The sequence below is a fragment of the uncultured Shewanella sp. genome (assembly GCF_947491715.1).
Classification (GTDB): Bacteria; Pseudomonadota; Gammaproteobacteria; order Enterobacterales; family Shewanellaceae; genus Shewanella.
The window spans coordinates 102,774-117,227 of the sequence record NZ_CANLKR010000004.1 but is presented as its reverse complement, the minus strand read 5'-3'; the positions used below and the strand labels follow the sequence as shown (position 1 = coordinate 117,227).

Genomic DNA, 14,454 nt, shown 5'->3' with positions numbered 1-14,454 from the left:
AATCATTAGGGCTTTAATTATTCGAATAAAAAGACACTTATTTAGCTTAAATTTTCAGCTATACCTTCAAGCTTATCTTTATCAGCTTTGATAAATAGGCACACAAAAATAGTGCCTAGTGTAGGTAATAACCAAGCCATACCTTGATGCTGTAATGGCATAAAATCAAAAGCACTGACATTGATCCCCGCTTCTTTTAACGCATCAATAATGCCAAAGAATAAAGCAACGCTGAGTACTAATCGATGAGAGAATACTGGACGTGAGAGTCGAGATGTCAAAAAAGTCACTAGCACTAAAGCAATCGCAACCGGATAAATCATCATTAATACTGGCACACTAATGCTGATCAATTGAGATAAGCCCACATTTGCTACCAAAGCACAAATCAAGCTAAGCATTATCACAAAAGCACGATATGAAATAACAGGAAAGGTTTCATTAAAAAACTCTGAGCAAGCACTCAGTAAGCCGACAGCCGTTGTCAGGCACGCTAACGTCACCACACCAGACAGTAACACTAGACCCACGGAACCAAATTCTCTAACCACATAGTTCGTTAAAATTTGCCCACCATTAGTGGCGTTGACAGCTAGATCGCCAGCGGTGGCGCCGAGATAAAAAAGTGAAATATAAACAAAAGCCAGCCCAATGGCCGCAATAATCGCCGCTCTGACTAAATATTGAGTTTGCGCCTGTGGACAATTAATGCCTTTTTTACGAAGAATATCAATGATTAGAATACCAAAAATCAGTGATGCTAATGCATCCATCGTATTATAACCTTCTAAAATACCCGTGGTGAGCGGATGAAACACATAATCCCCTGAGGCCGCTTGCACATCTGCTCCTGGTAATACAATGACAGAAATAGCTAACCCAATCAGTAATGATAATAAAACAGGGGTTAATACTTTCCCAACATTATCCAACAACTTTCCTGGAAAAAGAGCAAAAAACATCGCAATCGCAAAAAAGGTAAAAGTATAATAGAGTTGTACAAGATTAAAAGTGAGATCTGCCAATTGAACGGTGGCACTCGTATCCGTCAAAAAAGGTTTAAAACCCACTTCAAATGCAACTAATCCCGTTCTTGGCGCGGCAAAGGCTGGGCCAATAATAATAAAAATTGTTACCGCAAATAATGTCGCTATACCAGCGGGTAACAACGCCATTATTTTACCATTTGCTTTTGCCACAGCAATTAATGCCAATAGAGGCAAACCGACGGCGGTAGACAAAAAGCCAAACATGGCAAATGTCATATTCTCCCCGGCTAAGAAGCCTGCAAGAGGCGGAAAAATCAAGTTTCCTGCGCCCAAAAAGAATGCAAAGGTCATAAAACCTAAGCCTAAAGTATCTGCCAAACTTAATTGATTTTTTTGCAAAGTCACTATCCCATTTAAAATTGGCTACCGTATACGAAACTAACTTAACGCTTTAATATTTGATATAAAGTTTTCGTTATCGCGTATCTGTAATCCAAAATATCTATCTCACATTTATCTATTATTACTGAGACTTCAATCACGCACTTCAATTTATGAGTAAAAATCCATCACAACCGTGCTCAATTGTCAGCATCATTTCTTTAAGCCAACAATACTCATGCCACCTATTTAAAGCGGTTAATAATGAAGTGGCTCAGTGAATCCAATACCTAATCTACATTTCAAAGATATAATAAAAAAGGAGTGTATTTACCACAAAAAAAAAACACCAACAACAATTGGGTTTAAAACAACCAAATTCAAAATAAAAACATCCAAAATAAAAACAAAAACAACACCAAAACAAAACTATAAAGCAACAAAAAAAGTTAAATACAAATAGAACCCATCTCATTAAGTGTATACTTTTCAACCCTAATAGAATAATTAAGATCCATTCACCTAGCATTCAGAAAACAAAATGGCGTAAAAAAGAATTCGAATAAATCGACTGATGGCTCATACTCTTTAGCCAAATAACATTAAAATTTAGCGATAACTAAAGAGTCACTTACTTGTCAGCCTTTAAACCTGCTATACTGCTGCGCTATTTTTAAGACTAAAAGGTAACTCAGCGTGGAAAGCGCCCTATTAAAGCAATTTGTAATCGATAAAATCGAAGATTTAAAAGCAAAAGACATCGTCATACTCGACGTTTCAGAGCAATCTAATATTGCCGACTACATGGTGATCTGTTCTGGTAACTCGAAAACACATGTCCGCTCTATTGCTGAAAATCTAGTGGTTGAGTCAAAACGCGCCAAAATCCATATCCAAGGCGTTGAAGGTCGAGATACCAGTGAATGGGTATTAGTGGATTTAGGGGATGTTATTTTGCATGTTATGCAACAACAAACCCGTGATTTTTATCAACTTGAAAAACTTTGGTCAGAAAAACCAGAATAATGAAAATACAGTTAGTCGCCGTTGGCACTCGTATGCCAAATTGGGTCGAACAAGGTTTTCAAGAGTATCAGCGCCGTTTTCCTAGAGATATGGCGCTTGATCTTATTGAAATTCCTGCCGGTAAACGGGGTAAAAATGCCGACATTACGCGCATTTTAAATAAAGAAGGCGAGTTAATGCTCGCACAAATCCCCAAAAGCAATCATATTGTGAGTCTTGACTTGCCGGGTAAAAATTTAACGACGCCAGCACTGGCAAATCAACTCAATAAATGGCAACTCGATGGACGAGATGTCAGTTTACTTATTGGTGGGCCAGAAGGATTATCACCAGCCTGTAAACAAGCAGCCAAAGAAAGCTGGTGTTTATCAGCACTGACACTACCTCACCCTTTAGTGCGAGTCATTGTTGCTGAAAGTTTATATCGTGCTTGGAGTATCAATAACAACCATCCGTATCATAGAGAGTAGGCAGCAAATCACTACATTGATATTGATTCAATGCACGTGCCTAACAATTTAAAGGTTAAGGAGACTGGATCTGTGGCACCCAATAAACGAGTAACAATGAATGACCATGCTGCTGAGGCATCACTGTTTAAACGTCGCGCCATTTTTACTTTTATCTGTGTCGTTTCATTGTTGGGCGTATTATTAGGCAATCTATACCATCTACAAATTCTTTCTTTTCAAGACTATACTACTCGTTCCAATGATAATCGTATTCGAGTTGTCCCCATCGCACCAAATAGGGGATTAATTTACGACAGACATGGGATTTTACTCGCCGAAAACCAACCTTTCTATTCACTAGAAATGCTACCCGAAAAGGTAAAAGATATTCCAGCAATGCTCGATCGTCTTAAAAAATTTGTTCCCTTAAGTGAAGATCAAATTGACGATGTACTCTCCTCTCTCAAAGGGCATCGCCGATTTAAACCTTTAACCATAAAAAACCGTCTAACAGAAGACGAAGTGGCGCAATTCAGTGTTAATCAATATCGCTTTCCCGGTGTATCCGTTGAAGCAGGACTCAAGCGCTATTATCCCTATTCCAGTCTATTGACTCATGCATTAGGCTATGTCGGCCGAATTAATCAACGAGATCAAGCCAAACTAGAACGAGAAAATGAGTGGAAACAATACGCCGCAACTAACGACATTGGCAAACAGGGCATTGAACGTTATTACGAGAGTACATTACATGGAGAACCAGGTCATTTAGAAGAAGAAGTGAATAACCGAGGCCGGACTATTCGTGTACTCAAGTCAGAAGCACCAGAACCTGGAAAAGATATCTATCTGACACTCGATTTACAATTACAGCAAAAAGCCAGAGAGTTATTAAAAGGCAAGCGGGGAGCCGTTGTCGCTATCGATCCCCGTGATGGTGGTATTTTGGCAATGGTCTCAAATCCTAGCTACGATCCCAATCAGTTTGTTCATGGGATCAGTTCTAAAGCTTACAATAAATTGCTTAATTCTAAATCTCGCCCATTAATTAATCGTGCGACACAAGGTCAATACGCCCCCGCCTCAACCGTTAAACCCTTTCTGGCATTAATGGGGCTCGAACATAAAACCATCACCCCTCAAACCCGTGTATGGGATCCCGGGTATTGGCAAATTCCGGGGGTTGAAAGAAAGTACCGAGATTGGAAGCGCTGGGGACATGGCTGGGTCGATGTCCACAGTGCCATTGTCGAATCTTGCGATACTTATTTCTACACCTTGGCTTACAAAAGTGGCGTTGATAGCATAGCAAAATTTATGGCGCCTTTTGGTTTTGGCGAAAATACAGGTATTGACATTACTGAGGAATCCCCAGGTATTCTTCCTTCTAAAGGTTGGAAACGCGCTCGTTATAATCAGCCTTGGTATATTGGTGACACCATTTCAGTGGGAATAGGACAAGGTTATTGGACAGCAACACCGCTGCAAATTGCCAATGCAGCCACTATTTTAGCAAATCGAGGAAAGCGTTTTATTCCGCATTTTCTGAAATCCGTCAACAAGAATAGCACTAACGAAAACCCTGATAATGAATTGGCCCCAATCGTGTTAACAAACCCGAATAACTGGAATATTGTGTCTGAGGCCATGCGTGAAGCCGCACATAAACACTTTAAAGGTGCAACTTATACAGCCGCAATGAAAACCGGTACTGCTCAGGTGTTTAGTGTTGCTGAAGATACGCGATATAACGCAAAAACCGTCGATGAACACTTACGTGATAATGCATTAGTCATTGCTTACGCTCCCTATGAAAACCCGAAAATTGTTCTCGCTGTCGTACTGGAAAATGTCGGCTGGGGATCAAAAAATGCTGGGCCCGTCGCTCGTGCTATGCTCGATGAATATATGTTAAGAGACAATGGAAAAACGGTGAAATGAGTACACATAACCATAAGCCGAATATTTGGCAACGATTACATATTGACCTTCCTTTATTATTAGGACTGCTCAGCCTAATGGCCTATGGCTTAATTGTTATTTATTCTGCCGGTGGCGAGGATATGGCACTGCTCGATCGTCAATTAGTCCGCATGGTACTCTCTTTAATCATCATGTTTGGCATGGCACAGATCAACCCAGAAGTATTAAGACGCTGGGCTTTTCCTATTTACATTACAGGGATTATTTTACTCTTGGGCGTACACTTTTTTGGTGAGATCAATAAAGGTGCACAACGTTGGTTAAACTTAGGCTTTATGAAGTTTCAGCCCTCTGAGCTTATCAAGCTAGTGTTTCCTATCACTATGGCCTGGTATATCAGTAAATTTCCTTTACCTCCTAAAAAACGCTACCTCGCGGGTGCAGCGATTTTATTATTGGTCCCCACTTTATTGATTGCAAAACAGCCCGATTTAGGCACCTCCATTCTCGTTGCTGCATCGGGAATTTTTGTGCTATTTTTATCCGGTATGAGCTGGAGCATTGTCATTGGCGTCGTCATCGGCATATTAGCCATGTTGCCAATCCTTTGGTACTTTTTAATGCACGATTACCAACGCACTCGAGTATTGACATTGTTTAATCCAGAACAAGATCCACTTGGGGCAGGTTATCATATTATTCAGTCTAAAATTGCCATCGGCTCTGGTGGACTCTGGGGAAAAGGTTGGCTACAAGGAACACAATCCCAGCTGGAGTTTTTACCCGAGCGTCATACCGATTTCATTTTTGCCGTGATCGGTGAAGAATTTGGCTTGATTGGCAGTCTTATCTTGCTGATATTATACCTTTATGTGATTGGTCGAGGGTTAATGATTGCCTCTCAAGCGCAAACCAGCTTTTCACGGCTATTAGCTGGCAGTATTACCCTGACTTTCTTCGTCTATATTTTTGTCAACATAGGCATGGTCTCAGGTCTATTACCCGTGGTAGGTGTTCCACTGCCTTTAATCAGCTATGGTGGCACTTCAATGCTGACATTAATGACGGGATTTGGCATTCTCATGAGCATACATACCCATAGACGTTTCATCGATAGATAGGACAAGGATTTATGACTTTTTTCTCTCGCTCGTTGGCTAAGCTCTCTCTCTTAGCCGCTACTTCTTTTGCCTTAATGGCTTGCTCCTCAACTAAGATTGCATCAGAAACACAAACGGCACGATACAAACAAGACTTTATCAACACGCAATTAGCCGCAGGCTATGATAAAACCGACATTGAGGCTTTCCTAAAGCAAGGACATTATAATCAAGCGGTCATTGACGCGATGACTCGACCTTGGGAAGCGAAACCTTGGGATCAATATTATCCTATTTTTCTCACTCAAAAACGATTGGATGCTGGTATTCAGTTTTGGAGGCAATATCAAGACACCATAGAAAAAGCCGCCAAGCAATACCAAGTCGAACCTGAAATTATCGTCGCTATCATAGGCATTGAAACCTACTATGGTAAAGTCATGGGCAATTACCCCGTCATCGATGCACTCTACACCTTAGGGTTTTATTACCCCCCTCGCGCCGATTTTTTCCGCTCTGAATTTGCCAATTTACAAGCATTAACCCAAGAAGAGCAATTAGATATCACCCACCTGAAAGGCTCTTATGCAGGCGCCATGGGTTATGGACAATTCATTCCTTCAAGCTATCGCCATTATGCAGTGGATTTTGATCAAGATGGCCGTAGAGATTTACTTAATAGCCCTGTCGATGCCATTGGCAGTGTCGCCAATTACTTTCATCAGCATGGCTGGCAACCAGGCGCACCTGTTGCCATTCCTTTAGCGCAAGTTCAGAACAAGCCTAAGGATCTCGATGTTTGGGCAGGTAAAAAGCCCAAATACCACGTTTCTGATTTTATGGCTTATGTTGACGATCCTACTGATACCGCCAAGGAAGCGCTCAATCGTCCCGCACTCCTTATTGAACTAAATAAAGCAGACAGTAATGAGTATTGGCTAGGCTATAATAATTTTTATGTGATCACCCGTTATAATCGCAGCCCTTTATATGCCATGGCTGTGTATCAATTTAGTCAGGAGTTAAAGGCAGCCCATCAACAGCTCATCGCTCTTCAATAAAACCTAACGCCTGATCACTTTAAGCCTACTTACCTATATCAAGTAGGCTTAAACTTAATACTAATTTTGCTTGCTAAATGCTAATTTAAAACCAAAATAAAGAAATAAGCTTCCCGTGAATTTTGTCAAGTAATGAGCAATACGTTCATTATGTTTGATCTTTTTAATCGCCGTTGAAGAAGACCATGCTAAAACATGGCACCATAACATACCATTAAAATTAAAAATCAACCCTAAGACAATAAATGAAATGGCTTTATTCGGTGAATCAACGGCAATAAACTGAGGCACAAACGCAAGAAAAAATAACGCCACTTTAGGATTTAAACTATTCGTTAAAAAACCATTATAAAAAATACGCTTGAATGAAGTAACGGTGACAACATTGACTTGATGCTTACTGAGGTTATTGTTTTTTTTCGCCAGTAACATACTGATCCCCATATACACTAGATATAAGCAACCAATAACTTTTACTATGGTAAAGGCCACAGCTGAAGTCGCAAAAATGGCTGATAATCCAAATGCGGCAGCCAAAATATGAACAAACGTCCCCGCACCAATGCCTAATGCCGCCATGGAGCCGGCTCGAAAACCGCGTCCCGCACTGTGACTAACCACATACAAGGAATCGGGTCCGGGGATCAGATTTAATAGCAAACCTGAGATAATAAATAGGCCGAGATCGGTCACTCCAAACATAAACATCCTCAAAAACTAGTCATCAAACGAGTCACCAATCATGCTCTATCAGTACAGAAATACGCCAAGCATAGACTCCTGCGTAAAGACACCAGAGAAAACGACTTGCTGACTGCTAGCTGACTCAAGTTAATTATTGCGTTAAAATGATACTAAAATTAACATATAAATTGAAATTAGCACTAGCGCTAATACTCCCTAGCCCTTATGCTGCATATTATTCCAAGCCTGATCTGTAAAATAAAATCAATGATAAAAAACATCACCCTTATTTGCAGTCTTGCTGTTTTATTCTTTATCGCTAGCTGCTCAAGCAATAAACCCAATACCGATAACCCCAATGCGGGCCGCTATGCGATGGAAAAAGACAAAGCCCCAACATCCGCCCCCGATGTCAGTCAAGTTAAAGATGCCACCCCGCAATATGAGCCTTACAGCCGAGGGGGTAACCGTAAAAAATACACAGTCATGGGTAAATCCTATCGCGTATTAGATTCTGGTAAAGGGTACAAAGCCACAGGCATCGCGTCTTGGTATGGTCTTAAGTTTCATGGCCACCTCACCTCCAATGGAGAGGTTTATGATATGTATAGCATGTCTGCAGCTCATAAAACTCTACCTTTACCTAGCTTTGTAAAAGTCACTAATACCAGTAACGGCAAAACCGTTGTTGTTCGAGTCAATGACAGGGGGCCTTTTCACCAAAATAGGTTGATTGACTTATCCTACGCAGCCGCATACAAGTTGGATATGCTCAAAACAGGCACGGCAAAAGTGAATATTGAAGTCATCTATATTCCCGATCCGGCTTTGCTTGCTATCACTGATCCAAGCTCAAATAAGCAACATTATATTCAAGTATTTGCTTCCGCTGACAAGACAAAAATTAATCAACTAGCAAAGAAACTCACAACTCAGTACCAATTAAAATCACGACTACAAACTGTTGATAACCTCTACCGCCTTCAACTCGGGCCTATTGGGCAGCAACAACTGGCGACTCAACTCGCTGATAAACTAAAAAATGACGGTTACCCTAACAGTTACCTCGTCATCGAATAAAGTAACTTTAATGAACCTTCTTTCTATTCCTCTGTCCAGTAAATGGTATACTCTGAAAAATGGTTTTCTTCTCACGTAAACAAATAAGACGCGCCTTGTTACTATGAAATTTTTAAATAATTCGCTCAAAGCAGTGCTACTTGTCACCTCTTTTTCTTTTACTCAAGCCTTTGCCGCGCCAATGGTGATCCCTGATGCACCTAAAGTCGCCGCTAAAGCGTTTGTATTAATGGATTACAATACTGGGCAGATCATTGCAGAAGAAAATGCATATGAAAGCCTTAACCCTGCCAGCTTAACGAAAATGATGACCAGTTATGTCATTGGTCAAGAAATTAAAGCCGGTAATATTAGCCCAACAGATGAAGTCACCATCAGTAAAAATGCATGGTCAAAAAACTTCCCTGACTCTTCAAAAATGTTTATTGAAGTCGGCAAAAAAGTGACCGTTGAACAGCTCAATAAAGGTATTATTATACAATCTGGTAATGACGCCTGTGTCGCCATGGCTGAACATATTGCAGGAACACAAGGCGCTTTTGTCGATTTGATGAACTCTTGGGCTAAACAAATTGGCATGAAAGACAGTCACTTTGAAAATGCTCACGGTCTGGATGCAGACGGTCATAAAAGTACCGCTTATGATATGGCCCTGTTAGGCGCCGCCCTCATTCGTGATGTACCCAATGAATACAAAATCTATAAAGAGAAGTCATTTACTTATAATGGCATTAAGCAATATAACCGCAATGGATTATTGTGGGATAAGAGCCTCAATGTTGACGGGATTAAAACTGGCCACACTTCAGGTGCGGGTTATAACTTAGTCACGTCAGCGACAAAAGATGGCATGCGCCTGATTTCAGTGGTCATGGGCACTAAAAGTGAAGCGGCGCGTAAAGCTGAAAGTAAAAAGTTACTCAACTACGGTTTCCGCTTCTTTGAAACCGTCACGCCTTATAAAGCAGGCGAAAGTTTCGTAACTCAAAAAATCTGGTATGGCGATCGTAGCAGCGTCGATTTAGGCTTTAATACCGATACGCCCATCACCATTAATCGCGGCCAAGCAAAAAACTTAAAAGCCAACTTTGAACTCACTAAACCCCTGACAGCACCTATCGCTAAAGGTGAAGTTGTCGGCAATGTTTATTTCCAACTCAACGGCAAAGACATTGCACAATTTCCCCTAGTGACGCTTCAAGAAGTGAATGAAGGCAGCTGGTTCAGCCGATTGATGGATTATTTCCAACAAAAATTCAGCTCATGGTTTAGCTAAATTAAACCATCTTATACAGAGAAAAAGCGACCTAGTCGTCGCTTTTTCTATACCTTAACCCCTCCCGTTTCCTTTCAACAAACTTGAGCATACGTTGCCGTTAAAAGATCGCATACCAATAAGGCTTGCTATTCGGTATAATCGTCACCATATAAGCCGTATTCGTATTCAGTAAGAGATAACACATGTTAGAGACTAAATTTGATGAGTTGATGGAATTTCCTAACTCTTTTCCTTTTAAAGTCGTTGGCGATGCCTGTGACACCTTAGCCGATAGAGTCGTGGCCGTTGTGCAGCAACATGCGCCAGGGGATTATAGCCCCACCACAAAAGCATCAAGCAAAGGCACTTATCACTCTGTCACAATTAGAGTCTTAGTCACCAGCAAAGATCATGTTGAAACCCTCTATACTGAATTAGCAGCTATTGAGGGCGTTAAGCGCGTCCTTTAACAGCGTCTTAGTACAAAAACAGGATAAGTGTGATTAAGTTAACACTTATTGTATAATGGATCTTTTGAGTAGAGAGGCTGCCCTTGCAAGAAGCGGTTTTGCAGATCAGGCATTTAGGCCAACAAGACTACCAAAGCGTATGGCACGCCATGCAAGATTATACTGATAATCGTGATGCATCGAGTCCTGATGAACTTTGGATAGTCGAACATCCGTCGGTATTTACCCAAGGACAAGCAGGTAAGAGCGAACATATCCTTAATCCGGGTGATATTCCCGTGATCAAAGTCGATAGAGGTGGCCAAGTCACATATCATGGACCCGGTCAGCTTGTGATATATCCCTTACTTGATATCAAAAGATTGAAAATGGGTGTAAGGGAATTAGTCACTAAAATTGAGCAAAGCATTGTTGATATGCTTGCACAATACCAAGTGAACGCTTATGCCAAAGCCGATGCCCCCGGTGTTTATGTCGATGAGCGTAAAATTGCTTCATTGGGGCTCAGGATCCGTAAAGGCTGTTCTTTTCATGGACTGGCACTCAATGTCGATATGGATATGTCGCCTTTTCAGCGCATTAACCCTTGTGGGTATGCAGGAATGGAAATGATCCAATGTAAGCCTCTTGGCGGCCCTCAAACTGTCATCGAGGCTGGCAACCAATTGCTCAATACGCTTAGCCAACAGCTTGGCTATCAGCAACTCGTTCATCACCAAGGATTAACAGAGTCATTATGAATAGGCCTGAAAGATTACAACCCGGCGTAAAGCTGAGAGATGCCGATAAGGTATCGCGGATCCCAATCAAAGTGGTTCCATCAGAGCGTGAAACTATGCTGCGCAAGCCCAGTTGGCTAAAAGTTAAGTTGCCCGCATCCAATCAACGCATTACAGAAATTAAACAAGCATTACGAGAAAATGGCTTACATTCTGTTTGTGAAGAGGCCTCTTGCCCCAATCTGGCTGAGTGCTTTAATCATGGTACGGCAACCTTCATGATCTTAGGCGCCATTTGCACCCGTCGATGCCCTTTTTGTGATGTGGCCCATGGTAGACCCCTTAAACCTGATGCTGAAGAGCCTAAAAAATTAGCGAAAACCATCAAAGACATGAAGCTTAAATATGTGGTGATCACCTCTGTGGATCGTGACGATCTTCGTGATGGTGGTGCGCAGCATTTTGCCGATTGTATTCGTGAAATTCGCCTGCTTAACCCTGCAATAAAAATCGAAATCTTAGTGCCTGATTTCCGTGGCCGAATCGATGCGGCGTTAGATATTTTAGCCACTGAGCCGCCTGATGTGTTTAATCACAACCTTGAAACCGCGCCGACCCATTACCGTAAAGCACGTCCTGGGGCAAACTATCAATGGTCGTTAGATTTACTGAAAAAGTTTAAGGCCCGTCATCCTAATGTGCCAACAAAATCGGGCTTAATGATGGGGCTAGGCGAAACCAATGAAGAAATTGCTGATGTGCTGCATGACTTACGTGCTCATGATGTGGAAATGCTTACCTTAGGGCAATACTTACAGCCCTCTAAGTTCCATTTACCCGTTGAGCGTTACGTGCCACCAGCAGAATTTGAAGCCTTAAAAGAATTGGCTGAAAACATTGGTTTTACTCACGCTGCCTGTGGCCCGCTAGTTCGCTCAAGCTATCATGCGGATCTTCAAGCCCAAGGGAAAGAAGTGAAGTAGCGTTAGCTTTATTTCATTGATTGCATGTATCTTCAAGTCACTTGGCTGTGAGCACAAAAAAAGCCCCCTGATTTCAAATTGAAATCAGGGGGCTTTTTAACAAACAATCATTTAATTAATATCGAGCTGCATCAATACGGCATCTTCCACACCGCTTATCTGCTGGCCGTTATGCTCAAGCATCGCTGTTTTATAATAACCTGTACGTATTCCAGTTTGCTTAAAACCACAATTGGAGTATAACTGCTGCGCCCCTTTTGATGAGGCCCTGACTTCTAATCGTAATACTTGTGCATGCTGGTGTTTAATATTCTCAATGACATGCACTAATAACGCCTTGCCAAGCCCTTTGCCTTGGTAATGAGGTGCAATGCAAATATCCATCAAGCTTGCTTCTTCAAAAATTTGATGCACTATGGCAAAACCTGCTAAGACTCCACCACAATATATGCCCGAGACACAATACAAATGCCCAAAGCAGCTCTTTATTGTTTGCTCACTCATGGGATGAGAATGGGCTAATTGAGCAATAGTGGCCATTTCAGCGGCATCATTGACCGCCAACGCATCAATGCTTATACGCTTATTTGTCATCATGAGGAAGACCTGAAATATGGTCTGAGATATGGCCTGAGATATGGCCTGTGATATTAGCAGCTTCACTATCTCCTTCTAGCACCATCTGCTCGCCAAACTGCAACACTTGCTCAGAGTAAAGGGCTGAAATCTGCTGCCATAAGGCTTTTTTATCCTCCACACTGTGTTCCAGTTCTCCAAGGGGCTTAGAAACAAGATGATCTTGCTTATTCGCTGATTTTCTATTCACACGTCTTAGCAGCGCATGCTCAGGTTTTGGACGGCGAAGATCCCAAATAATCTTGTCTTCTTTCTCTTCTGTGGCCTTAAACTCACAAGCATCCACCCTGTGGCCAATAAATTCTAGTACCGAAAGGAAAATAGGATGCTCACTGATTTTGTCAATGGCATTATCATCATCGATTAAAACAGTAAAAACAGGCAGTTTAGGCCGACGAACCGCCCAGCGCGTTATCCCCATTGCATTCAAATAAGCCTGCTTATTCATCGATCACACCTTTCATATCGATCGCATCCTTCATAGCCATCACACCTTTCATACCCAACGAAATGATCAACTTTTTGAAAATGTGGAGTAGCATACCAGTAATTGGCTGTGGCTCATAACATCATAAGCAGTAATGCCGCTGCTAAACGAGTAATGACATCATTAAGTAAGCAAATAATGTCGCTACTAGACAGGTAATGACATCGCTAAGAAGGTAACGTCGCCACAAGCGCGCAGCGATAACCTCCACTGCTATCACCTTTGGCGGTGACTTTATCAATAGACCAAGTCCCCGCCATTTCAGGAGGAAAACTCTCATCCAGATCCAATAAACCTTCTGCCACTAAATAAGGCGATCCCGGCAAGCTGACTTGCACACTCATGCCTTCTCTTTGCACTTTTTTTAAGTGATCTTGGCATGCTTGCATGGCCGTTTCATGGCTAAGGTAATTCTGTGGTAAGGCTTTAAAGGGCGCAATACCTGTACTCACCTCATGCTCAAGGCCACTTTCCTCCTCAGTCCACATTGCTTTTACGCCCGTCACCTTGCCGCGACTGGGCTTATCGAGCTGACAATTAATAAACTGTCCTGCCATGGAGGGATTATTGTGACTCGGCACAGAAAGCACCACTGGGGCAATGGTTTTTCCCGTCACGGTATTCACTTGCCCCGCTTTAGCCAATACATAGCATTCATCAACGGGTTTTGCCACGCCGTCATATTCTTTTGCCAAACGACTTAAAAAGCCTAGGTCTGTTTCATTCACTTGATCCACATGGGCTATCTGGATATTGTCAAATTCTGGTGCCACTTTGGCTGTAAAGCCATGGAAATGGATCAACATATTAAAAATATCCGCCAAACTCATGTCCTCAAATGAACGGCTACGGCGTTGCTTTAGCCCCGTATTATCGTCAATCTGAAAAGGCGCAGCCGTCGCCACTATCGTCATGGTTGGCGGAAATAAACGCGGCGTAATACGAGTAATGATAAACTGACCTTTTTGCTTCAAGCTGTTTTGATAACCTTCAAACCAAGTTAATCGCGCGCCCTCTTTGGGCAGGCCTGTTTGCCCCGTAATATCCAAGGTTAAACTTAATTGATCGGACTCCATCCCCGCCGCATCAATGCGCTCCCAAGACAATAGCCTTTGATTTATCACCTCAGCCCCCGGCCCTGACACCCTCACCTGTGGTACTGTCATATTCACCGTTGTTGACATCATCACTCCTCAGTCTAAAAC

At 42.0% G+C, this 14,454-nt stretch carries 15 protein-coding genes; 10 read left to right on the top strand and 5 right to left on the bottom strand.

Annotation, left to right across the window (positions count from 1 at the left end; all coding sequences use genetic code 11):
• Positions 1-41: 41 nt before the first annotated feature.
• Positions 42-1,388: a branched-chain amino acid transport system II carrier protein gene (gene brnQ / locus Q0779_RS05800; RefSeq protein ID WP_298770446.1), complete on the bottom strand. Its 1,347-nt coding sequence runs from the start codon at positions 1,386-1,388 to the stop codon at positions 42-44.
• 678 nt (positions 1,389-2,066) lie between these two features.
• Between brnQ and rsfS the strand changes: the two genes are divergently transcribed.
• The 5 genes from rsfS (at position 2,067) to mltB (ending at position 6,932) form a co-directional block, all read left to right on the top strand.
• Entirely contained in the window at positions 2,067-2,396 is a 330-nt protein-coding gene (gene rsfS / locus Q0779_RS05795) for a ribosome silencing factor (RefSeq protein ID WP_298770444.1), read from the top strand.
• Positions 2,396-2,866 (top strand): 23S rRNA (pseudouridine(1915)-N(3))-methyltransferase RlmH, encoded by a 471-nt coding sequence (gene rlmH / locus Q0779_RS05790; protein ID WP_298770442.1) that lies wholly within the window; start codon positions 2,396-2,398, stop codon positions 2,864-2,866. Before rsfS ends, rlmH begins: the two co-directional genes overlap by 1 nt.
• A gap of 72 nt (positions 2,867-2,938) precedes the next feature.
• Positions 2,939-4,789, top strand: a complete 1,851-nt coding sequence (mrdA, locus tag Q0779_RS05785; protein WP_298770440.1) for a penicillin-binding protein 2 — start codon at positions 2,939-2,941, stop codon at positions 4,787-4,789.
• Positions 4,786-5,892: a rod shape-determining protein RodA gene (gene rodA / locus Q0779_RS05780; RefSeq protein ID WP_298770438.1), complete on the top strand. Its 1,107-nt coding sequence runs from the start codon at positions 4,786-4,788 to the stop codon at positions 5,890-5,892. Before mrdA ends, rodA begins: the two co-directional genes overlap by 4 nt.
• Positions 5,893-5,903: 11 nt before the next feature.
• Positions 5,904-6,932 (top strand): lytic murein transglycosylase B, encoded by a 1,029-nt coding sequence (gene mltB, locus Q0779_RS05775; RefSeq protein ID WP_298770436.1) that lies wholly within the window; start codon positions 5,904-5,906, stop codon positions 6,930-6,932.
• 60 nt (positions 6,933-6,992) lie between these two features.
• Here mltB and Q0779_RS05770 read toward each other — a convergent pair whose 3' ends face one another.
• On the bottom strand, positions 6,993-7,634 hold the full coding sequence (locus tag Q0779_RS05770) for a LysE family translocator (RefSeq protein WP_298770434.1): 642 nt from the start codon (positions 7,632-7,634) through the stop codon (positions 6,993-6,995).
• A gap of 249 nt (positions 7,635-7,883) precedes the next feature.
• On the opposite strand from Q0779_RS05770, the gene Q0779_RS05765 reads away from it, so the two are divergent.
• The 5 genes from Q0779_RS05765 to lipA all read left to right on the top strand — a co-directional run bounded on the left by Q0779_RS05765 (position 7,884) and on the right by lipA (position 12,126).
• Positions 7,884-8,696 carry a septal ring lytic transglycosylase RlpA family protein gene (locus Q0779_RS05765; protein WP_298770432.1) on the top strand — a complete coding sequence of 271 codons (813 nt, stop codon included), beginning with the start codon at positions 7,884-7,886 and terminating at the stop codon, positions 8,694-8,696.
• Between the two features lie 103 nt (positions 8,697-8,799).
• Positions 8,800-9,972, top strand: a complete 1,173-nt coding sequence (locus Q0779_RS05760) for a serine hydrolase (RefSeq protein ID WP_298770430.1) — start codon at positions 8,800-8,802, stop codon at positions 9,970-9,972.
• A gap of 185 nt (positions 9,973-10,157) precedes the next feature.
• A complete protein-coding gene (gene ybeD, locus Q0779_RS05755; RefSeq protein WP_298770428.1) occupies positions 10,158-10,424 on the top strand; it encodes a DUF493 family protein YbeD in 267 nt (88 codons plus the stop codon).
• Between the two features lie 83 nt (positions 10,425-10,507).
• Complete coding sequence (lipB, locus tag Q0779_RS05750) at positions 10,508-11,164, top strand: lipoyl(octanoyl) transferase LipB (RefSeq protein WP_298770426.1); 657 nt, start codon at positions 10,508-10,510, stop codon at positions 11,162-11,164.
• Entirely contained in the window at positions 11,161-12,126 is a 966-nt protein-coding gene (lipA, locus tag Q0779_RS05745) for a lipoyl synthase (protein ID WP_298770423.1), read from the top strand. The genes lipB and lipA overlap by 4 nt, the downstream gene beginning before the upstream one ends.
• 111 nt (positions 12,127-12,237) lie before the next feature.
• On the opposite strand, the gene rimI is transcribed toward lipA, so the two are convergent.
• The 3 genes from rimI to Q0779_RS05730 form a co-directional block, all read right to left on the bottom strand.
• Positions 12,238-12,723: a ribosomal protein S18-alanine N-acetyltransferase gene (rimI, locus tag Q0779_RS05740; RefSeq protein WP_298770421.1), complete on the bottom strand. Its 486-nt coding sequence runs from the start codon at positions 12,721-12,723 to the stop codon at positions 12,238-12,240.
• The gene (locus Q0779_RS05735; RefSeq protein ID WP_298770419.1) at positions 12,710-13,210 is read right to left on the bottom strand and encodes a hypothetical protein; all 501 of its coding nucleotides are present in this window, start codon (positions 13,208-13,210) and stop codon (positions 12,710-12,712) included. Before Q0779_RS05735 ends, rimI begins: the two co-directional genes overlap by 14 nt.
• 206 nt (positions 13,211-13,416) lie before the next feature.
• Positions 13,417-14,433 carry a contractile injection system protein, VgrG/Pvc8 family gene (locus Q0779_RS05730; protein ID WP_298770417.1) on the bottom strand — a complete coding sequence of 339 codons (1,017 nt, stop codon included), beginning with the start codon at positions 14,431-14,433 and terminating at the stop codon, positions 13,417-13,419.
• Positions 14,434-14,454 lie beyond the last annotated feature (21 nt).